Source organism: Micromonospora sp. CNZ285, from assembly GCF_004637285.1.
In genome coordinates, this window is record NZ_SPQD01000001.1 from 6,169,705 (window position 1) to 6,183,882 (window position 14,178).

At 70.2% G+C, this 14,178-nt stretch carries 11 protein-coding genes; 10 read left to right on the top strand and 1 reads right to left on the bottom strand.

Translation table 11 applies throughout. The annotated features are described in order from the left end of the window. Positions 1-34: 34 nt before the first annotated feature. A complete protein-coding gene (locus CLT75_RS28600; protein WP_135243261.1) occupies positions 35-1,102 on the bottom strand; it encodes a LacI family DNA-binding transcriptional regulator in 1,068 nt (355 codons plus the stop codon). Positions 1,103-1,301: 199 nt separating this feature from the next. Between CLT75_RS28600 and CLT75_RS28605 the strand changes: the two genes are divergently transcribed. The 10 genes from CLT75_RS28605 (at position 1,302) to CLT75_RS28650 (ending at position 14,146) form a co-directional block, all read left to right on the top strand. Beyond that, a complete protein-coding gene (locus tag CLT75_RS28605; protein ID WP_135243262.1) occupies positions 1,302-2,555 on the top strand; it encodes a sugar ABC transporter substrate-binding protein in 1,254 nt (417 codons plus the stop codon). Further along, positions 2,555-4,198, top strand: a complete 1,644-nt coding sequence (locus CLT75_RS28610) for an ABC transporter permease subunit (protein WP_135243263.1) — start codon at positions 2,555-2,557, stop codon at positions 4,196-4,198. Before CLT75_RS28605 ends, CLT75_RS28610 begins: the two co-directional genes overlap by 1 nt. Then, positions 4,195-5,094 (top strand): sugar ABC transporter permease, encoded by a 900-nt coding sequence (locus CLT75_RS28615; RefSeq protein ID WP_135243264.1) that lies wholly within the window; start codon positions 4,195-4,197, stop codon positions 5,092-5,094. The genes CLT75_RS28610 and CLT75_RS28615 overlap by 4 nt, the downstream gene beginning before the upstream one ends. 142 nt (positions 5,095-5,236) lie before the next feature. Then, positions 5,237-7,000, top strand: a complete 1,764-nt coding sequence (locus CLT75_RS28620; protein WP_486485294.1) for a glycoside hydrolase family 13 protein — start codon at positions 5,237-5,239, stop codon at positions 6,998-7,000. A 224-nt stretch (positions 7,001-7,224) separates the two neighbouring features. Next, complete coding sequence (locus CLT75_RS28625; protein WP_128136717.1) at positions 7,225-7,566, top strand: hypothetical protein; 342 nt, start codon at positions 7,225-7,227, stop codon at positions 7,564-7,566. A gap of 276 nt (positions 7,567-7,842) precedes the next feature. After that, the gene (locus CLT75_RS28630; protein WP_167797020.1) at positions 7,843-8,913 is read left to right on the top strand and encodes a BMP family ABC transporter substrate-binding protein; all 1,071 of its coding nucleotides are present in this window, start codon (positions 7,843-7,845) and stop codon (positions 8,911-8,913) included. Positions 8,914-9,034: 121 nt separating this feature from the next. Beyond that, positions 9,035-10,690, top strand: a complete 1,656-nt coding sequence (locus tag CLT75_RS28635; RefSeq protein WP_135243266.1) for an ABC transporter ATP-binding protein — start codon at positions 9,035-9,037, stop codon at positions 10,688-10,690. 179 nt (positions 10,691-10,869) lie between these two features. Next, positions 10,870-12,057: an ABC transporter permease gene (locus CLT75_RS28640; RefSeq protein WP_486485374.1), complete on the top strand. Its 1,188-nt coding sequence runs from the start codon at positions 10,870-10,872 to the stop codon at positions 12,055-12,057. 2 nt (positions 12,058-12,059) lie between these two features. Continuing rightward, a complete protein-coding gene (locus CLT75_RS28645; RefSeq protein WP_135243268.1) occupies positions 12,060-13,340 on the top strand; it encodes an ABC transporter permease in 1,281 nt (426 codons plus the stop codon). A gap of 104 nt (positions 13,341-13,444) precedes the next feature. Further along, complete coding sequence (locus CLT75_RS28650; protein WP_135243269.1) at positions 13,445-14,146, top strand: cytidine deaminase; 702 nt, start codon at positions 13,445-13,447, stop codon at positions 14,144-14,146. The last annotated feature ends 32 nt before the right edge of the window (positions 14,147-14,178 follow it).

A 14,178-nucleotide genomic window follows, 5' to 3' on the forward strand; every position in this document is an offset into this window, starting at 1 on the left:
GGAGGGCGGCGGGGAGAGGGAGGGGCGCGGGGGGTCAGGCGGGGATGGGGAGGGGCGGGGCGGGGCGCTGGCGCTTCGGGGGGTCGGCGGGGCGGGTCACCGCAGTCGAGCCGCGTACCACCAGCTCGGGGCGGAACAGGTACTCGGAGTTGGGGGAGGGGTGGCCGTTGATCTCGTCGACCAGAGCCCGCACCGCCGCCACCGCCATGGCGGCCACCGGCTGGCGCACGGTGGTCAGCGGCGGGTCGGTGAACGCCATCAGCGGGGAGTCGTCGTACCCGACCACGGAGATGTCGCCCGGCACCGACAGCCCGCGCTGGCGGGCGGCCCGGATCGCGCCGAGCGCCATCAGGTCCGAGCCGCAGACGAGCCCGGTCACGCCGCGCTCGATGAGTCGGCCGGCGGCCGCCTCGCCGCCCTCGACGCCGAACAGCGACAGCTCGGTCAGCTCGGTCAGTTCGTCCTCGGTGATGTCGGTCAGGCGCCCCATCGCGGCCTTGTAGCCGGCGACCTTGCGCTGCACCGGCACGAACCGGTCCGGGCCGGTGATCAGGCCGATCCGGCGGTGCCCGAGCGCGACCAGGTGGGCGACGGCGAGTTCGGCGGACTCCCGGTCGTCGCAGGAGACGAACGGCGCGGGGATGCCGGGCGCGTACCCGTTGATCATGACGATCGGCAGCGGCCGGGCCAGCAGCGTGCGGTAGCGGTCGTGGTCGGCGGCGGTGTCGGCGTGCAGGCCGGAGACGAACACGATGCCGGAGACCTGACGGTCCAGCAGCATCTCCACGTACTCGTCCTCGCGGACGCCACCAGGCGTCTGCGTGCAGAGCACCGGCGTGTACCCGGTGGGGGCGAGCGCGGACTCGATGATCTGGGCGAACGCCGGGAAGATCGGGTTGTCCAGCTCCGGCACCACCAGGCCGACCAGCCCGGCGCTGCGCTTGCGCAGCCGGGCCGGTCGTTCGTAGCCGAGCACATCGAGGGCGGTGAGGACGGCCTGCCGGGTCTCGGGGGCCACACCGGGGCGGTCGTTGAGCACCCGCGACACCGTGGCCTCGCTGACTTCAGCCTGTTGGGCGATGTCGGACAGTCGAGCGCGCATGTGCGGCACTTTAGCCCAACGGCAAAGTCTTGCGTACACTTCTGCAAGCCCTTCCATTCTCTGCAACCTCTTGCTAACGTCCCCGCAACATGCGAGAGCAGCGGCGCAGCGTCTCGGCGCCGGTCAGCAAGAACTTTCAGAGGTTTCCACTGGCGGGCCGCCCTTCCCCCGGCGGGCCGCCATGACGACAGGAGTACCGATGCGCATCCGTACCGCGGGTGTGGTCGCCGTCCTCGGCCTGGCGCTCGCCGCCTCCGGCTGTGGTGACAGCGGCAGCGACGACAAGCCGGCCGCCGGCGAGTCCGCCAAGGCGACCGGCGGCAAGCTGGTCATCTGGGCCGACGACAAGCGCACGGCCGCCCTCAAGCCGTTCGCCGAGGAGTTCGGCAAGGAGAACGGCGTGACCGTCGAGGTCCAGGCCGTCTCCAAGGACCTGCAGACCAACTTCGTCACCGCCTCGCAGCAGGGCAGCGGCCCGGACGTCGTGGTCGGCGCGCACGACTGGATCGGCAACCTGGTCCAGAACGGCGCCATCGACCCGGTGCAGCTCGCGGCCGAGCAGAAGTCCGGCTTCAACGAGACCGCGATCAAGGCCGTCACGTTCAACGGCCAGCTCTACGGCGTGCCCTACGCCACCGAGAACGTCGCGCTGATCCGCAACACCGAGCTGGCCCCCGAGGCGCCGAAGACGATCGAGGACCTGGTCGCCACCGGCAAGAAGCTCAAGGCCGAGAAGAAGGCCAGCGAGATCCTCTGCCTGCAGTCCGGCCAGAACGGCGACGCGTACCACATCTACCCGCTCTACACCTCGGGCGGCGGCTACCTGTTCGGCACCTCGGCCAACGGCGACTACGACCCGAAGGACCTGGGCGTGGGCAAGCCGGAGTCGATCGCTGCCTTCCAGAAGATCGCCAAGCTGGGTGAGAAGGGCGAGGGTGCGCTGAAGCGCTCCATCACCGGCGAGAACTCCATCGCCACCTTCACCGGCAAGAAGTGCGCGTTCCTGGTCTCCGGCCCGTGGGCCGTGGCCGACGCCAAGAAGGCCAACATCTCCTACGACATCTCCCCGGTCCCCGGCTTCGCCGGTGGCAAGGAGGCCCAGCCGTTCGTGGGCGTCCAGGCGTTCTACGTGGCCGCCAAGGGCAAGAACAAGGCCCTGGCCCAGGAGTTCGTCACCAACTACGTGACCAAGCCCGAGCTTGCCGTCGCGCTGTACAAGGCCGAGCCGCGCCCGCCGGCGCTGACCGCCGCCTTCGACCAGGTCAAGGGCGAGGACCCGGACCTGGCCAAGTTCTCCGAGGCCGGTAAGAACGGCCAGGTCCTCCCGGCGATCCCGGCCATGGCCGCGATCTGGGACCCGTTCGGCAAGGCGGAGGCCGCCATCATCGGTGGCGCCGACCCGGCCAAGACGATCACGGCCGCCGGCAAGACCATCCAGGGTCAGATCAAGTAATGAGCGCGCCGCTGTCCGGCCCGGGGTCTGCACCGCAGGCCCCGGGCCGGGAGCCCGTACGCCGTGGGCTCCCGCGCACGTCCCGTACCGCGCGGCAACACGCGCCGATCACCGCGACCGGCCTCGTCGTCAAGGTGGTCCTGCTCGGCCTGGTGGCCGGGATCGCGATCTGGGCGGCCTTCCCGCTCATCGAGGCCGAGCACTGGCTCGCGCTGGGCGTCCTGGCGGTCACCACCGCCGGCCTGTTCTACCTCTACCTGAGCCGCCGGCACATCCCGGCCAAGTACCTGGTCCCCGGCACGCTCTTCCTGATCGCGTTCCAGATCTTCCCGGTGCTCTACACCGCGAGCACCGCGTTCACGAACTTCGGCGACGGCCACCGCGGCAGCAAGGACGACGCGATCGTCGCCGTGCAGACCTCTTCGGTGAAGCAGGTGCCCGGCTCGACCGAGTACAACCTCACCATCGCCACCACCGGCGACCCGGCGACCGGCTCGCTGGTCTTCCTCCTCAGCGACCCGAAGACCAAGGACGTCTTCGCCGGCGACGCGGACGGGCTACGCAAGCTCGACGCCGCCGACGTCGAGGTGAGCAGCCTCAGCGGCAAGATCACCGCCGCGGACGGCTACACCCTGCTGAACATCGGGCAGGCCAGCAGCCGCAGCGAGGCCGTCACCGCGCTCATCGTGCCCACCGACGAGGGCGCCATCCGCTCCAACGGCCTGACCCGGGCGTACGAGGGCAAGGCGGCGCGGGCGTACGACGCCGCGTGCGACTGCGTCAAGGACAGTGAGACCGGCAAGACCTGGACCGCCGACGAGAAGTCCGGCTCCTTCGTCGCCGCCGACGGCGAGCGCCTCGCCCAGGGCTGGAAGGTCGACGTCGGGCTGAAGAACTTCAGCACCGTGCTCACCGACCCGAACATCTCCGGCCCGTTCTTCGGCACGCTGGCCTGGAACTTCGCGTTCGCGATCGGCTCCACCGGCCTGACGTTCCTGCTCGGCATGGCGATCGCGCTCGCGCTGCACTCGCCCCGGATGCGCGGCACCAACTTCTACCGGATCCTGCTGATCCTGCCGTACGCCATGCCGTCGTTCGCCATGCTGCTGATCTGGCGGGACATGTTCAACACCGACTTCGGCCTGCTCAACAACCTGTTCGGGCTGGACGTCGACTGGTTCGGCGGCAACTGGTCGGCCCGGATCGCGGTGCTGCTGGTGCAGTTGTGGCTCGGCTACCCGTACATGTTCCTGGTCGCCACCGGCGCGTTGCAGGCCATCCCCCGGGAACTGACCGAGGCCACCTCGGTCGACGGCGCGTCGCCTTGGCAGTCGTTCCGGTCGGTTACCCTGCCGCTGCTGCTGGTGGCGCTGTCGCCGCTGCTGATCGCGTCGTTCGCGTACAACTTCAACAACGTCAACGCGATCCTGTTCACCACCGAGGGCGGCCCGTTCGCGCCGGACAACCCGCGTAACGGCGCCACCGACCTGCTGATCACCTACACGTACCGGCTCGCGTTCGGCGCACAGGGTGCCGAGTTCGGCCTGGCCGCCACCGTGTCGATCTTCATCTTCGCGATCGTGGCGACGGTGTCGGCGATCAGCTTCCGGCGGACCCGCAAGCAGGAGGAGGTGTACTCGTGACCACCATCGCGGAGACGCCCGCACCCACCCGCCGGCCGGCCCGCCGCTCGCGCGGCCGCTGGTTCACCCAGGTGGGCTGGCGGCACCTGGTCGGACTGGTGGCTGTGGCGTTCAGCCTCTTCCCGATCCTGTTCGTGATCTCGGCGGCGTTCAACCCGCTCGGCACGCTCTCCTCCACCGAGCTGCTGCCGACCGGGGCGTCGCTGGAGAACTTCACGAACCTGTTCGACGACACCGCGTTCGGCCACTGGTTCCTCAACTCGCTGCTGCTGGCAGGCGTGGCCAGCTTCGCGTCGATCTTCCTGTCGTCGCTCGCGGCGTACGCGTTCTCCCGGATGCGTTTCGCCGGGCGCCGGGTCGGCCTGCTCGCGTTGCTGCTGATCCAGATGTTCCCGCAGTTCCTGGCGATCGTGGCGATCTTCCTGATCTTCACCACGCTCACCGACCTCTACCCGGCCATCGGGTTCAACACCCCGTGGGGCCTGTTCCTGCTCTACATGGGTGGCGCGCTCGGCGCGAACACCTGGCTGATGAAGGGCTTCTTCGACACGCTGCCGAAGGAGCTGGACGAGTCGGCGACCATGGACGGCGCGTCGCACGTGCAGGTCTTCTTCCGGATCATGCTGCCGCTGGTGGCGCCGATCCTGGCGGTGACCGGCCTGCTCGCGTTCATCGGGTCGATCAACGAGTTCATCATCGCCAACGTGTTCCTCACCGAACCCGAGTCGAAGACCCTCGCGGTCGGCATGTTCGGCCTGGTCGCGGGCGAGCGCAACAACAACTTCGGGATGTTCGCGGCGGGCACGCTGCTCACCGCGATCCCGACGGTGCTGGTGTTCCAGCTGCTCCAGCGCTACATCGTCTCCGGACTCACCTCCGGAGCGGTAAAGGGCTGAGCCTCCTCGGCTCACGCTGCGGCAAGGGCGTCGTGTCGGCGTACACCGGAGCGGTTCTCGGGCGGACCGCCGCGGTCGGGTGAACCGACCGCGGCGGGTGCCCGCCCCCTCTCCCTGTCGGTACGACGCGAAAGGCAGCACCATGTCCCTTCAGCCGCACCACGACGGCTCCGCCACCTACGTCCCGGAGCAGGAGCCCGCGCTCGGGCAGACCGTGCCGGTCTTCGTCCGGGTACCGGCCGGAACCGGCGTCTCCCAGGTACACGTGCGCACCACCGGCGACGGCGAGCCGCGCTTCGCCGAGGCACGGGTCGACCGCACCGACGGCGACGACGTGTGGTGGCGGGCCGACGTCGAGGTCCGCAACCCGGTCAGCAACTACCGCTTCCTGCTCGACGGCGAACGCGGCACCCGCTGGCTCAACGCGGCCGGGCTGTCCGGCCACGACGTGCCGGACAACGGCGACTTCAAGCTGGTCAGCTACGCGCCACCGCCGGCCTGGGCGCGGGACGCGGTGATCTACCAGATCTTCCCGGACCGGTTCGCCCGCTCGGCCGCCGCCGACGGCCGGACCACGCCGGACTGGGCGATCCCGTGCGACTGGGACACCCCGGTCGTCGGCCGCGGCCCGGAGACGCCCCGCCAGTTCTACGGCGGCGACCTCGACGGCGTCACCGAGCACCTGGACCACCTGGACCGGCTCGGCGTCAACACCGTCTACCTCACGCCGGTCTTCCCGGCGCGGTCCAACCACAGGTACGACGCGTCGAGCTTCGACACCGTCGATCCGCTGCTCGGCGGCGACGCGGCGCTGGCCCGTCTCGCCGACGCGGTGCACGCCCGGGGCTGGCGGCTGCTCGGCGACATCACCAGCAACCACACCGGCGACGCCCACGACTGGTTCACCGCCGCCGTCTCCGACGTGAACGCGCCGGAACGCGAGCTGTACTACTTCGACCTGCCCGGCGCGGACTACGAGTCGTGGAACGGGGTGAAGTCGCTGCCGAAGCTGAACTGGGGCAGCGCCGAACTGCGCCACCGGTTCGCCACCGCCGAGGACTCGCTGCTGCGCCGCTGGCTGCGCCCGCCGTACGGGCTGGACGGCTGGCGGGTCGACGTGGCGAACATGACCGGCCGGCGGGGTGCGGACGCGTACACCCACGAGGTGGCGCGGCTGCTGCGCGAGGTGGTCGCCGACACCCGGCCGGACGGGCTGCTGCTGGCCGAGCACGGCCACGACCACACCGGTGACCTGGACCGCGACGGCTGGCACGGGACGATGAACTACGTCGGCTTCACCGACCCGGTCTGGTCCTGGCTGCGCCACGGCGACGACCCGGTGCCGAACTTCCTCGGCACCCCCGGCGGGGTCCGGCGGCGCGACGCGGGCGCGGTGCTCGCCACCATGAACACCTACCGGTCGCTGGTGTCCTGGCGCTCGTACACGCACTCGTGGCAGCTGCTCGGCTCGCACGACTCGGCCCGGATCCGCACCGTGGTCGGCGACGCGGCCCGGCAGGAGGTGGCGGCCGGACTGCTCGCCACCATGCCCGGCACGCCTGTGGTCTTCGCCGGGGACGAGCTGGGCCTGACCGGTACGAACGGGGAGGGCTCGCGTACCCCGATGCCGTGGCACCGGCCGGAGAGCTGGGACCGGCGCACGTTCGAGGCGTACCGGTCGTTGCTGACGCTGCGCCGCGACGAGCCGGCGCTGCGGCACGGCGGCCTGCGGTGGGTGCACGCGGACGCGGACACGCTCGTCTTCCTCCGCGAGGCGCCCACGTCGACGGTGCTGGTGCTGGCGAGACGCGCCCCCGGCACCCCCGTCCACCTGACCGGCGTGGGGCCGGAGAGAACGTCTACGGCAACGCCCCCGCCCTCCGCCCCGACGCCGAGGGTGCGGTGACGCTCCCTGCGGACGGCCCCACGTTCCAGGTCTGGCGCCTGCGCTAGCGGCCCTCCCGCCCGCCCTCTCGCCCGCGATCTTGCGGTTGGGGTCCGTTGCTTGCGGCTTTCGTCCCGTTTGTCGGGGCGGAAACTGCAAGATCGCGGGGGAGGGGGGTCACGGTATGACGCCAGGTCGGCGGGGTGACTACTACGAAGCGTCGTTGGTGAGGGAGGATGGGGCGCGTGGAAGCTCTTCGACTGATTCTTCTCTACGTCCATCTGATCGGTTTCGCGCTGCTGCTCGGTGGTGGTATCGCCCAGTACGTCACCGGCCGGCTGCGGATCAACGCCGCCATGCTCTGGGGTGCGATCATCCAGGTCCTCACCGGCATCGGGCTGTCCGCTCCGCTGCGCGACGGGGACGAGCCGGCCCCGGCGAAACTTGTTACCAAGTTGGTGCTCGCGCTGCTCATCTTCGTCATGGTCTTCTTCTCTCGTAAGCGGGAGACCGTCAACCGTGGTCATTTCCTCGCGATCGTCGGGTTGACGCTGGTCAACGCAGCCGTCGCGGTGTTCTGGCGTTAGTTCGCCAGCAGTCGGGGAAGCTCGGGAAACGGACGTTCGCGACACCCACCGCGCACGCCCACCGGCCGGATAAGTGACCTGCCCCACCCAAGGGTTACGCCGGGGTAACGGACGCTCAACAGTCGTGCACGATTGGCGGCCGGTGGGTGGGCGCGGGCGTACGCTCCCGTCCGTAACGTGGGACGCCGGCGGCACACCGCAGGCCGGCGAAGGGCTGTGCACCGCGCACGACGCGGTGCGCAAGGGGAAGGAGACGTCTTGCGCTCTGTGCGTGGGATGCGGATCGCCTCCGCCATCGTGGCGGGTGGACTCGTGCTGGGCGCTGCCGCGTGTGGTGAGGCTCCGGACGACGACAACAACGCCGGCGGCGACGGTGGCAAGAAGTTCAGCGCCTGCATGGTGACCGACGTCGGCGGCATCGACGACAAGTCCTTCAACGCCTCGGCCTGGAAGGGCCTGCAGCAGGCGCAGAAGGAGAACGACAAGATCGAGATCAAGAACGTCCAGTCGAAGGCCGAGGCGGACTACGAGGTCAACCTGACCGGGTTCGTCAACCAGAAGTGCGACTTCATCCTGGCCGTCGGTGGCCTGATGTCGGACGCCACCAAGGCGGCGGCTGAGAAGAACCCGAACCAGCAGTTCGGCATCGTCGACGCCAACCCGGGCGTGACAAACGTCTACCCGATGCAGTTCGACACCGCGCAGGCCGGGTTCCAGGCCGGCTACCTGGCCGCCGGGATGAGCAAGACCGGCAAGGTCGGCACCTACGGTGGCCTGCCGATCCCGCCGGTCACCATCTTCATGGACGGCTTCGCCGACGGCGTCGCGTACTACAACAAGGCCAAGAGCAAGAACGTCCAGGTCCTGGGCTGGGACAAGGCCGCCCAGAAGGGCTCCTTCGCCAACTCGTTCGAGAAGCAGGACGAGGGCAAGAAGGTCTCCGACGCGCTCGTCGCGCAGGGCGCCGACATCGTGATGCCGGTCGCCGGTGGCGCCGGTCTCGGCACCACCTCCGCGGCCAAGGCCTCGGGCGGCAAGTACTCGGTCGTCTGGGTCGACATCGACGGCTGCGAGAGCACCCCGGACTGCTCGGCGATCCTGACCACTGTCGTCAAGAACATCCCGGAGGCCGTCAAGGAGGCCGTGCTGAAGGCCGCCGGTGGCGAGAAGCTGCAGTCCACCCCGGGCTTCGTGGGCACGCTGGCAAACAACGGCGTCTCGATCGCCCCGTACCACGACTTCGAGAGCAAGGTCCCGGCGGACCTGAAGGCCGAGGTCGACAAGATCAAGGCGGACATCGCCGCCGGCACCATCACCGTCACCTCGAAGGCCCAGCCGACCAAGTGACCGTTCCGCCGGCCGCCGCGGTGCGATCATCGGCAGCGGGGGCCGGCGGACACCAGGTTTGACGATCCGGCCGTCCCGGCGCAACGGGGAAGGTACCCCAGCGCCGGGGCGGCCGATCAGCTTGACTCCCCCCGACATCCCCACCCGGCGTGGTGGCGGCGCGGCAGGTCGCTACGCTGCACCATCGCTCGCACTCCAGGAGGTTGCGCTGAGACTCGAACTGCGCGGCATCACCAAACGGTTCGGTGATCTGGTCGCCAACGACCACATCGACCTGACGGTGGAGCCTGGAGAGATCCACGCCCTGCTCGGCGAGAACGGCGCCGGCAAGTCGACCCTGATGAACGTGCTCTACGGCCTCTACCAGCCGGACGAGGGCGAGATCCTGGTCGACGGCAAGCCGCTGAAGCTGAAGGGCCCGTCGGACGCGATCGCCGCCGGGATCGGGATGGTGCACCAGCACTTCATGCTGGTGCCGGTCTTCACCGTGGCCGAGAACGTGATGCTCGGCGCCGAGCAGGTCAAGGGGCCCTTCGCCGGCATCCTGGACCGCCGGCGGGCCCGGCGCGAGGTCGCCGAGGTCTCCGAGCGGTACAACCTGCGGGTCGACCCGGACGCGGTGATCGAGGACCTGCCGGTCGGCATCCAGCAGCGGGTGGAGATCGTCAAGGCCCTCACCCGCGACGTCGACCTGCTGATCCTCGACGAGCCCACGGCCGTGCTCACGCCGCAGGAGACCGAGGAACTGCTCACCGTCATGCGGTCGCTCAAGGCCGCCGGCAAGTCGATCGTGTTCATCACCCACAAGCTGGGCGAGGTGAAGGCGATCGCCGACCGGATCACGGTGATCCGGCGCGGGAAGACAGTCGGCACCGCCGAGCCGAGCGCCAGCCGGGACGAGCTGGCCGCGCTGATGGTGGGACGCAGCGTCCGGCTGACGGTGGACAAGGAGCCGGCCACCCCTGGTAAGCCGATCCTGGAGGTCGCCGGCCTGGTCGTGGACGACGACCGGCAGGTACGCGCGGTCGACGGCGTCGACCTGACCGTGCACGCCGGTGAGGTGCTCGGCGTGGCGGGCGTGCAGGGCAACGGCCAGACCGAGCTGATCGAGGCGATCATGGGCCTGCGCCCGGTGCTCGCCGGCACGATCAGCCTCGACGGTGAGCCGACGCACGGCTGGTCGACCAAGAAGGTGCTCCGCGCCGGCGTCGGCTACGTGCCGGAGGACCGCAGCGTGGACGGCCTGGTCAAGGAGTTCTCCGTGGCGGAGAACCTGGTGCTGGACATCTACGACCGGCCGCCGTTCGGCAAGGGCCTGTCGCTCAAGCCCGACGCCATCGCCAAGTCGGCGCGGGAGCGGATCGAGCAGTTCGACGTCCGTACCTCCTCGGCCGACGCGGCGGTCGGCACGCTCTCCGGCGGCAACCAGCAGAAGGTGATCGTGGCCCGGGAGCTGTCCCGGCCGCTGAAGCTCTTCATCGCCGCCCAGCCCACCCGGGGCGTGGACGTCGGCTCGATCGAGTTCATCCACAGCCGGGTCATCCGCGAGCGGGACATCGGCACCGCGGTCATGGTGGTCTCCAGCGAACTGGACGAGGTGATCGGCCTGGCCGACCGGATCGCGGTCATGTACCGCGGCCGGATCATCGGCATCGTCGGCCCGGACACCCCGCGCGAGGAGATCGGCCTGCTGATGGCCGGCATCACCCCGGACGCCGCCACCCCGGACGCCGCCACCGCGACCGAGGACGGCCCTGGCAACGAGGACGAGGCATGACCAACCCGAACCCCGTCTCGGGCTCGCCGGACAAGGAACCGGCGACCGAGGCGCAGGAGTCGCTGAGCGAGGCCCGGGCGACGCCGACGCAGCCGGCGGGTGACACCGAGCAGACGGTCCCCGCCACCGCGACCGCGACCGCGAAGAAGCCGGACCCGGCCGGGGCGTCCCGTCCCAGCATGGGCCGGATGTTCCTGGACAACCTCTGGGCGGCCAACACGATCACCGTGACGGTGCTCGCGGTGCTGCTGGCCATGGTGGTCGGCGCGGTGCTGATCATCGTGTCCGACCCGGAGGTGCTGGCCACCTACAGCTACATCACCGCCCGTCCCACCGACGCGCTGAACGCCAGCTGGACTGTGGTCAGCGAGGCGTACGCGAACCTGTTCAAGGGCGCGATCTTCGACCCGGACGCGGTCGGCTTCACCGCCGCCCTGAGCCCGATCTCGGAGACGCTCACCTACGCCGCGCCGCTCGTCTTCACCGGCCTGTCGGTGGCGCTGGCCTTCCGCGGCGGCCTGTTCAACATCGGCGCCCAGGGCCAGGCGACGATCGCCGTCATCCTGGCCGCCGTGGCCGGCTTCGCGCTGCCGCTGCCGCCCGTCGTGCACCTGCTGGTGGCGCTGATCGCCGGCGCGCTCGGCGGCGCGTTGTGGGGCTTCATCCCCGGCATCCTCAAGGCACGGGCCGGCGCGCACGAGGTGATCAACACGATCATGCTCAACTACGTGGCGGTCTACTTCCTGTCCTGGATCATCGTCCAGAACGGGGTGCAGAACCCGAACCGGGCGGACGCGATCAGCAAGCCGGTCGAGTCCACCGCCCAGCTGCCCCGCCTGCTCGGCGACGACCTGCGGGTGCACGCCGGCATCCTGCTCGCGGTGGCGGCCACCTGGTTCATCGCCTGGCTGCTCAACCGCTCGACGCTCGGCTTCGAGCTGCGGGCCGTGGGCGCGAACCCGGACGCGGCCCGCACCGCCGGCATCAGCGTGACCAAGACGTACGTGCTGGTGATGGTGTTCGCGGGCATGCTGGCCGGTCTCGGCGGCTCGACCATGGTGCTCGGCACCACGGCCACCGCGCTGACCCCGCTGGTGATCGCGCAGATCGGCTTCGACGGCATCCTGGTCGCGCTGCTCGGCCGCGTGAAGCCGTGGGGCGTGCTGCTGGCCGCGCTGCTGTTCGGCGCGCTCCAGGCCGGCGGCAACCGGATGCAGTCGTACTCCGGGATCTCGCTGGAACTGGTCACCGTGCTCCAGGCGCTCATCGTCATCTTCATCGCCGCGCCTGCCCTGGTGAAGACGATCTTCCAGCTCCGGGCGGCCCGCGCCGCCCGGTTGCAGACGAGCCTCGCGAAGGGCTGGTGAGCATGTCCACCACCGCTGTCCCCGAGGTCGCCGTTACCGCGGTCGACGAGGGTTTCTGGACCCGTAACCGGAAGATCGGCGCGGTCCTGCTGGCGCTCGGTGTGCTCGCGGCGGTGCTGTTCGGCGCGCTCGCGACCGACCAGCACGCGCGGTTCACGCTCAGCGAGACCGAGGGCGGGGCCGCCCTGGAGATCAACGGTACGGTCGGCGCGATCCTGTTCGGGCTGATCACCGCCGCGGCCGGAGGCGCGCTGCTGGCCGGTGTGCCCAAGCGCTGGTTCACGCTGCTGCTCGGTGCCGGGCTGGTCGCCTTCGTGCTGAGCTTCCTGTGCTGGCAGGTCTCGGCCGCACCCGAGGGCCGCAACTTCATGCCGCTGGTGAACGTCGTCCGCGGCACGTTCATCCTGGCCCTGCCGCTGATCTTCGGCGCGCTCGCCGGTGTGCTCTGCGAGCGCTCCGGCGTGGTGAACGTGGCGATCGAGGGCCAGCTCCTGATGGGCGCCTTCTCCGGCGCGCTGTTCGGCAGCATGTCCGGCAGCGTCTGGGTGGGCCTGGTGGCCGCCGCCATCGGTGGCGCGTTCATCTCGTTCCTGCTGGCCGTGTTCTCCATCCGCTACCTGGTCGACCAGGTGGTCATGGGCATCGTGCTCAACCTGCTGGCGGTCGGCATCACCGGCTTCCTGTACGAGCGGCTGATGCAGACCGACGCGGCGAAGTACAACAGCGCGCCCCGTTTCGGCAACTGGGAGATCCCGTTGCTGTCCGACATCCCGCTGATCGGCCCGGCGCTGTTCCGGGGCAACATCTTCCTCTACGTCGGCCTGCTGCTGGTGCTCGTCATCCACCTGGCGCTGTTCCGTACCCGGTGGGGCCTGCGGACCCGCTCGGTCGGCGAGCACCCGACCGCCGCGGACACGCTGGGCGTGAAGGTGCTGCGGCTGCGCTACCGCAACGTGATCCTGGCCGGTCTGGTGGCAGGTGTCGGCGGCGCCTCGTACACGCTGGCGCTCTACTCGTTCACCAAGAACATGATCGGCGGTAAGGGCTTCATCGCCCTGGCCGCGCTGATCTTCGGCCGGTGGAGCCCGACCGGCGCGCTGCTGGCGGCGCTGTTCTTCGGCTTCGCCGACCAACTCGCCACCTACCTGGGCGCGATCGGCAGCAGCATCCCGAGCCAGTTCCTGGCGATGCTGCCGTACCTGGCGACGATCCTGGCCGTGGCCGGGCTGGTCGGCAAGGTCCGGGCGCCGGCCGCCGACGGCAAGCCGTACATCAAGGGCTGACCGCCCGCCGCGACACCGTGCCCGGCGGGGCGACCCGCCGGGCATCGTCGTCTCCGGCCGCAACCGCGACCGATCGGCGTTGATTGGGCAGAATGGGGGTTGTGATGGAGATCGACTGGGAGCGGCTGCGAACCGCCGCCACCGAGGTCATGCGGCACGCCTACGTGCCGTACTCGAAGTTCCCGGTGGGTGCCGCCGCGCTCGTCGACGACGGCCGGGTCGTGGTCGGCTGCAACGTGGAGAACGCCGGCTACGGCGTCACGCTCTGCGCCGAGTGCGGCGTGGTCTCGCAACTGCACGCGACCGGCGGAGGCCGGATCGTGGCGCTGTCCTGCGTCGACGCCACCGGTGAGCCGCTGATGCCGTGCGGCAGGTGCCGGCAGCTGCTCTGGGAGCAGGGCGGGCCGGAGTGCCTGGTCGAGGCGAAGGGCGGGCCGCTGCGGATGGCGGAGCTGCTGCCGCACGCCTTCGACGTGGCCGACATCGAGGCGGTGACCGGCGAGCACCCGGTGCCCGTGGTACCGGACCGGCTGGCCGCCTGGCGGGGCCGGGGCACCGTGTTCGTGCACCCCGACCTGTCGGCCGGGCAGCAGGTCTGGACGACGTACTGGGAGCGGTCGTCGGGGGAGACCGAGGACGCCGAGACCGGCGTGCTGGAGGAGGGCTCGACCTGGGACGACCCGGCCGAGGCGATCGCCTGGGGGCTGGCGCGGACGCCGCGCGTGGTCGTGGTGGACGCCTCGGGGACGATCTTCTGGGCTGGTGAGGGTGAGCCTCCTTCGGAGATTCCGGTTCGTTGGGGTTGAGCTGGGGGAATCGGGCCGACCGTGCCCGGCTC

Coding starts and splice junctions, on each gene's coding strand:
- CLT75_RS28600 (WP_135243261.1), bottom strand. CDS start 1,102: ATGCGCGCTCGACTGTCCGACATCGCCCAACAGGCTGAAGTCAGCGAG.
- CLT75_RS28605 (WP_135243262.1), top strand. CDS start 1,302: ATGCGCATCCGTACCGCGGGTGTGGTCGCCGTCCTCGGCCTGGCGCTC.
- CLT75_RS28610 (WP_135243263.1), top strand. CDS start 2,555: ATGAGCGCGCCGCTGTCCGGCCCGGGGTCTGCACCGCAGGCCCCGGGC.
- CLT75_RS28620 (WP_486485294.1), top strand. CDS start 5,237: ATGTCCCTTCAGCCGCACCACGACGGCTCCGCCACCTACGTCCCGGAG.
- CLT75_RS28630 (WP_167797020.1), top strand. CDS start 7,843: ATGCGGATCGCCTCCGCCATCGTGGCGGGTGGACTCGTGCTGGGCGCT.
- CLT75_RS28640 (WP_486485374.1), top strand. CDS start 10,870: ATGGGCCGGATGTTCCTGGACAACCTCTGGGCGGCCAACACGATCACC.
- CLT75_RS28645 (WP_135243268.1), top strand. CDS start 12,060: ATGTCCACCACCGCTGTCCCCGAGGTCGCCGTTACCGCGGTCGACGAG.
- CLT75_RS28650 (WP_135243269.1), top strand. CDS start 13,445: ATGGAGATCGACTGGGAGCGGCTGCGAACCGCCGCCACCGAGGTCATG.